Source organism: Streptomyces sp. NPDC057424 (genome assembly GCF_042803315.1).
Taxonomy (GTDB): domain Bacteria; phylum Actinomycetota; class Actinomycetes; order Streptomycetales; family Streptomycetaceae; genus Streptomyces.
The window spans coordinates 107,614-113,875 of sequence record NZ_JBHVCP010000012.1 but is presented as its reverse complement, the minus strand read 5'-3'; the positions used below and the strand labels follow the sequence as shown (position 1 = coordinate 113,875).

6 protein-coding genes are annotated in these 6,262 nt (G+C 72.8%); 3 read left to right on the top strand and 3 right to left on the bottom strand.

What is annotated here, in order from left to right:
- Positions 1-460 precede the first annotated feature (460 nt).
- The gene (locus ACFU3E_RS13365) at positions 461-1,636 is read right to left on the bottom strand and encodes a serine hydrolase domain-containing protein (RefSeq protein WP_384155983.1); all 1,176 of its coding nucleotides are present in this window, start codon (positions 1,634-1,636) and stop codon (positions 461-463) included.
- A complete protein-coding gene (locus ACFU3E_RS13360) occupies positions 1,579-2,886 on the bottom strand; it encodes a multidrug effflux MFS transporter (protein WP_384155981.1) in 1,308 nt (435 codons plus the stop codon). Before ACFU3E_RS13360 ends, ACFU3E_RS13365 begins: the two co-directional genes overlap by 58 nt.
- Positions 2,887-3,010: 124 nt before the next feature.
- Between ACFU3E_RS13360 and ACFU3E_RS13355 the strand changes: the two genes are divergently transcribed.
- The gene (locus ACFU3E_RS13355) at positions 3,011-4,033 is read left to right on the top strand and encodes a Gfo/Idh/MocA family protein (RefSeq protein ID WP_384155978.1); all 1,023 of its coding nucleotides are present in this window, start codon (positions 3,011-3,013) and stop codon (positions 4,031-4,033) included.
- Positions 4,034-4,081: 48 nt separating this feature from the next.
- Entirely contained in the window at positions 4,082-4,840 is a 759-nt protein-coding gene (locus tag ACFU3E_RS13350) for an SDR family oxidoreductase (RefSeq protein WP_384155975.1), read from the top strand.
- 309 nt (positions 4,841-5,149) lie between these two features.
- Here ACFU3E_RS13350 and ACFU3E_RS13345 read toward each other — a convergent pair whose 3' ends face one another.
- The gene (locus tag ACFU3E_RS13345; RefSeq protein ID WP_384155972.1) at positions 5,150-5,476 is read right to left on the bottom strand and encodes a nuclear transport factor 2 family protein; all 327 of its coding nucleotides are present in this window, start codon (positions 5,474-5,476) and stop codon (positions 5,150-5,152) included.
- A 184-nt stretch (positions 5,477-5,660) separates the two neighbouring features.
- On the opposite strand from ACFU3E_RS13345, the gene ACFU3E_RS13340 reads away from it, so the two are divergent.
- On the top strand, positions 5,661-6,218 hold the full coding sequence (locus tag ACFU3E_RS13340) for a DoxX family protein (protein ID WP_248501002.1): 558 nt from the start codon (positions 5,661-5,663) through the stop codon (positions 6,216-6,218).
- Positions 6,219-6,262 lie beyond the last annotated feature (44 nt).

Sequence of the window (6,262 nt, the reverse complement as noted above, 5' to 3'; positions counted from 1 at the left end):
CGAGGCCGACGAGGCCACCACGAAAGGACGCAAACGCCCGAACCCGAGGCCGACGAGGCCACCACGAAAGGACGCAAACGCCCGAACCCGAGGCCGACGAGCCCGCCGCGCACGCCCGGGGCGACCCGCGCCCGGAGTCTCCCCGCCCACCGACCGGACTGCACCGGCACCACCTGCTCACGCCCCGGCCCGGAACCGGCAGGGCTCGCCCGAGCCACCCACGCCGACCAAGGCGAGAGCACGCGAGCGCCCGGGCCGGGGTCCGACGAGGCCGCCGGAGCAGCCGCCGCGCACGCCCGGTGGCCTGGGGGATCCCCGCCCCGGAACCGGCAGGGCTCCCCCAGGCCACCGCGAGAGAGCCCGACCGCCCGCCCACGGGGCCCGTCGGGGCCGTGAGGTTCAGGACGTCACCCTCGCCCGGACACCCCCGGCGCACGCCTCGCCCGAGCCCCCGAAGAGATCACCGCACCGCCCGGGCCACCCGCGTCGCCGCCGCCGCCCTCGGGGCGCTGTCCGGGCGTCGGCGGCGTGGGTGGACCGCGTTGGTGAGGAGGATGAGGAACGTGTCCGTGGCCGGGTCGAGGACGAGGGACGTGCCCGTGAAGCCCGTGTGGCCCGCCGCGCCGCGGCCCGCCAGGTCGCCCATGAACCAGGGCTGGTCGAGGGAGAAGCCGAGGCCCGGCGGGGTGAAGAGCAGCTCGACGAAGTCGGGGCCGAGGATGCGGGCGGGACCGTAGGAGCCGCCCGCGAGCAGGGTGCGGCAGAACACCGCGAGGTCTCGGCCGGTGGAGAACAGGCCCGCGTGGCCGGCCACTCCCCCGAGGGCCCAGGCGTTCTCGTCGTGGACCTCGCCCCGCAGCATCCCCCGGTCCGCCTTGGCCCAGGGCCGCCGCTGGTCCTCCGTCGCCGCGGCGCCCGAGCACGGACCGAAGTCCGTCGCCGTCATGCCCAGCGGCCGGGTGATGCCGTCGTGGACGAGGACGTCGAGGGTGCGGCCGGTGACGCGCTCCAGGACGTACTGGAGGAGGAGCATGTTGAGGTCGGAGTAGCGGTATGCGCCCGGCGCCCCGGCCGGCGGCTCCGACTGGAGCGCCGCGAGCCGCTGCGCGTCGTCGGCGCAGTCGTACAGCGGGAGTTCGGGCCGCAGCCCGGAGGTGTGGGTGAGCAGCTGGCGTACGGTGATGCCGTGCCGGGCGGCCGCCGTGAAGTCGGGCAGGTACGCCCCGACCTTCGCGTCGATGCCGAGCGTCCCGCGCTCGATCTGCTGCACGGCGGCCACGGACGTGAACAGTTTCGTGAGGGACGCCAGGTCGAAGGGCGTGCCGACGGTCATCGGCACCCGGTCCTCGGGGGGCAGTTCCACCCCGGCGTCGGTGTCGGCGTCGTAGGCCGCGTAGCGGACGGCCCAGCCCGCCGCCTCCTCGACCGCGATCACCGGGCCGCGTCCGACGACGAGGACGGCGCCCGGGGCCCAGGGACGCTGCCCGGTGGTCAGGACGTGGACCTCCCGGACGAGGTGACGCAGTTCCGCGGGGTCGAGTCCGGCCCGTTCCGGCGTGCCGTCGCGCAGTCTGGCGCTCAGCTGACTGCTCCCTCCACGCTCGGGCGGCCGTTCTCCTTCTTCCAGGGTCGGCACATTCCCATGAAGCAGGCCACTGCCACCAGTGCGGCGGCCAGTTGGACGACGGCCATCGGGAGGGCGGTGTCCTCCCCGGCGACGCCGACGAGCGGCGAGGCGATCGCGCCGATGAGGAAGGAGGACGTGCCGAGCAGGGCCGACGCGGAACCGGCGGCGTGCTTGGTGCGCATCAGGGCGAGGGCCTGGGTGTTGGGCAGGGTGATGCCCATCGCGGACATCAGCACGAACAGCGCGGCGGCGACGGGCACCAGCCCGACCTCGCCGAAGACGCCCAGGGACATCAGCAGCAGCGCGGTCGCGGCGGTGATGACGATCGCCAAACCGATGCCCAGGACCCGGTCGAGACTGACCCGGCCGACGAGGATCTTGCCGTTGATCTGGCCGACGATGACCAGCCCGACGGAGTTGAGGCCGAACAGCAGGCTGAACGTCTGCGGGGATGCGCCGTAGATCTCCTGGATGACGAACGGGGACGCCGATATGTAGGCGAACAGGGCGGCGAAGGCGAAGCCGCCGGTGAGCATGTAGCCGGTGAAGGAGCGGTCGGCGAGCAGGGTGCGCATCGAGCGCAGGGCCTCGCCGACGCCGCCGCTGTGCCGCTCGGCAGGGGCCAGGGTCTCGGGCAGCCGGGCCCAGACCAGGAGCCCGATGAGGACGCCGATGACCGTGAGGACGGCGAAGACGCCCCGCCAGTCCGTGACGCGCAGGACCTGCCCGCCGATCAGCGGCGCCACGACCGGGGCGACCCCGGAGATCAGCATGAGGGTGGAGAAGAAGCGGGCCATGGCCATGCCGTCGTACAGGTCGCGGACGACGGCCCGGGCGATGACGATCGCGGCGGCGCCCGCGAGGCCCTGGGCCAGCCGGAAGGCCACCAGCAGCTCGACGGTGGGGGCGAGGGCACACAGCACGGTGGCGACGACGAAGACGGCGAGCCCGGCGAGCAGCGGTCGGCGACGCCCCCACCGGTCGCTCATGGGCCCGACCACGAGCTGCCCGAGCGCCATGCCGGCCAGGCACGCGGTGAGCGTGAGCTGGACGGTCGCGGCCGGCGCGTGCAGGGAGCGGGTGACCTCCGGCAGGGACGGGAGGTACATGTCCATCGCCAGCGGAGGCACGGCGGTCAGGCTTCCGAGGAGGAAGGTGACCAGGAGCCCGGTGCGGCGGTGCGGTGTGCGGCCGGGCCGCTCCGTCCCGGCTGCGGCCTCCTGCGCGGTGTTCGATATGGACGCCCCACCCTCGGGCATGAGTCCCTCCCTTTCCGAGTCGATCGCCACCTATGCTCTCAGCTCGTACGGAGTGCTCGTACGGAGTGCTCGTACGGAGTGCTCGTACGGACTGCTCGGGTCACGAGGTGGAGGCGGGGCGCACATGACGGCGGACACGGTGCGGTGGGGGATCCTGGCGACCGGCGGGATAGCGAGCGCGTTCACCGCGGATCTGATCGACCTGCCGGACGCGGAGATCGTCGCGGTGGCGTCACGGTCGGAGGCCTCGGCGAAGACGTTCGCGGAGCGGTTCGGGATCCCCCGGGCCTACGGCGACTGGAACGCCCTCGCGCAGGACGAGGACATCGATGTCGTCTACGTCGCCACCCCGCACACGGCGCACCGGACCGCCGCCGGACTGTGTCTCGCGGCCGGGCGGAACGTGCTGTGCGAGAAGCCCTTCACGCTGAACGTGCGCGAGGCGGAGGAACTCGTCGCGCTGGCGCGGGAGCACGGGCGCTTCCTGATGGAGGCGATGTGGATGTACTGCAACCCGCTGGTACGGCGCCTGAAGGCGCTGGTCGACGACGGGGCGATCGGCGAGGTGCGCAGCGTCCAGGCCGACTTCGGGCTGGCCGGCCCGTTCCCGCCCTCGCACCGGCTGCGGAACCCGGAGCTGGGCGGCGGCGCGCTGCTCGACCTGGGCGTGTATCCGGTGTCGTTCGCACAGCTGCTGCTCGGGGAGCCGTCGGACATCGCGGCGCGGGCGGTGCTCTCCGAGGAGGGCGTCGACCTCCAGACGGCGGCGGTGCTGTCCTTCGACAGCGGCGCGCTCGGTTCGGTGCACTGCTCCATCGTGGGGGGCACGGCGACCTCCGCCTCGGTCACCGGCTCGAAGGGCCGGATCGACATCCGGCAGGGCTTCTTCTTCCCGGAGAGTTTCGTCCTGCACCGGGACGGCCGCGACGCCGAGGAGTTCACGGCCGACCCGGCGGACGGGCCCCGCAACAGCCTGCGGCACGAGGCGGCCGAGGTGATGCGGGCCCTGCGCGCCGGCGAGACCGAGTCCCCGCTGGTGCCGCTGGACGGCACGCTCGCCGTGATGCGGACACTCGACGCGATCCGGGACCGCGTCGGCGTCCGCTACCCCGACGAGACGGGCGAGCCGGAGCTCACGCCGGCCTGAGCCCTGATCCCGCAGGGGGCACGGGAGGCTCCCGTACGCTGCGGGCCCATGAATGCCAAGGACAATGCGATCGCGGTGGTGACCGGGGCGGGTTCCGGCATCGGCCGGGCGGTCGCCGTGGAACTGCTGCGTACGGGCTGGTCGGTGGCGCTGGCGGGCCGGCGTGTCGAGACACTGGAGGAGACGGCGGCCCTGGCGCCCGGGGCCGATTCCCTGGCGGTACGGACGGACGTCTCACGCCCCGAGGACGTGAGTGCCCTCTTCGCCGCCACCGTCGAGCGCTTCGGCCGGGTCGACCTGCTGTTCAACAACGCGGGCACGTTCGGCCCCGGCGGTGTGCCGGTCGAGGAGCTGCCCTACGACGCCTGGCGGCACGTGGTGGACACCAACCTCAACGGGGCGTTCCTGTGCGCGCAGGCGGCGTACCGGCAGATGAAGGAGCAGGACCCGCGGGGCGGCCGGATCATCAACAACGGCTCGATCTCCGCGCACACGCCCCGCCCGCTGTCGGTGGCCTACACGGCCACCAAGCACGCGCTGACCGGCCTGACCAAGTCGCTGTCGCTGGACGGGCGCTCGTACGGGATCGCGGTGGGGCAGATCGACATCGGCAACGCGGCCACCGACATGACGTCCCGTATGCAGACGGGAGCCCTGCAGGCAAACGGGGAAGTCGCCCCGGAACCGGTCATGGACGTCGCTGACGTGGCCCGCACGGTGCGGCACATGGCGGAGCTGCCGCTGGAGGCGAACGTGCAGTTCGCGACCGTGCTGGCGACGGCGATGCCGTACGTCGGACGCGGCTGAGCGCGCGGCGGATTTCGTCAAGTCGTCAACCTGCACAAGCGGAATAAGAACGTCCGACCCATTGCGGCCGGTAGGGGAATTATGCTCAACTCTTCTACACCAAAGCTTCACACTTGGAACAGAGCGCTTCCGTGGGCCACATCCGAGGGGGGAGGCGGCAGTCGTTCCACCGCACCGGTTGGGGGTGGACTTCGCGAGGGACCGCGGAGTACACACCGGTGCGCGTGGAACGACTGCCGCACACGTCAAGGACCGGATGCCGCGAGTCGGAGCGCACACGGGGACAAGCCCCTGCGAGGGGGGCGGGTTTCAGGCCTGCCCGGTCTCGAAGCGCGTGATCCTGCCGTCGTCGTCCACGGTGAAGCTCCACCGGGTGCGCATCTCGCCCCAGGTGTCGTTGCTGTAGCGGGCGATGAGGGAACGGCCGCCGTTGGACTCGTTGTCGACCTCCATGTGGCCGTGGGAGGAGAAGATCTCCCGGTCCACCCAGTCGGCGAGGTCCCGTTCGGAGCCGTCGTCCGTCATGGTGGCGTCCGGCGCGAGGAGCCCCATGAAGCTCTCGCGGTCGTGGTTGTTCACGGCGGCCACGAAGGCCCGGACAGCCGGATCGCTGAGGCGCGTGATCTGAATCGTCATACGAGCCAGCCTCGTACCGGCCACCGCCCCACGCCACCCGTGCCACCCGAACGGCGTCCCGGGCGGCTCCGCCAGGTGTAGCCCGGGGCCGCGGGTGCGACGGTGGAACCGGCGAGAGACGCCCTTCTGTTCCTGCTGCTCTGTCCCTGCTGCTCTGTTCCTGCTGTCCGCTCCGGGAGACGACGTGACGCGTAACGACCGACGTGATCTGGGCCTGCTGCTGCTCCGGCTGGGGGCGGGCGGCGCGCTGGCCGCCCACGGCGCGCAGAAGCTGTTCGGCTGGTTCGGCGGGCACGGCATCGAGGGGACCGGCCAGTTCATGGAGTCCGTCGGCTACGTCCCCGGCAAGGCGAGCGCGACGGCGGCGGGCCTCGCGGAGACCGGCGGCGGCACACTGCTGGCCCTGGGCCTGGCCACCCCCGCCGCGGGTGCGGCGGCGGCCGGTGCGATGGCCGGCGCGGCGGCGGTGCACGCCCCGAACGGCTTCTTCAACCAGGGCGGCGGCTACGAGTACGCGGCGACCCTGGGCCTGACCGCCGCGGGCCTGGCCGTCACCGGCCCGGGCCGCCTCTCCCTGGACCACCTGCTCGGACACGCGGTGAACCGCGGCTGGATGATCCCGGCGGCCTTCGCGGCGACGGCGGCGGGCACGGCGGTGGTGGTGGGAGCCCGGGCGAGGCGGCTGCGGAAGGCGAAGGAGGGGGAGCAGGAGGCGTTGTTCGAGGAGGAGTACATGGAGTAGGGGGCCGGGACCCGGGGCATTGTCAGTCCCGCATGGCAGGCTGC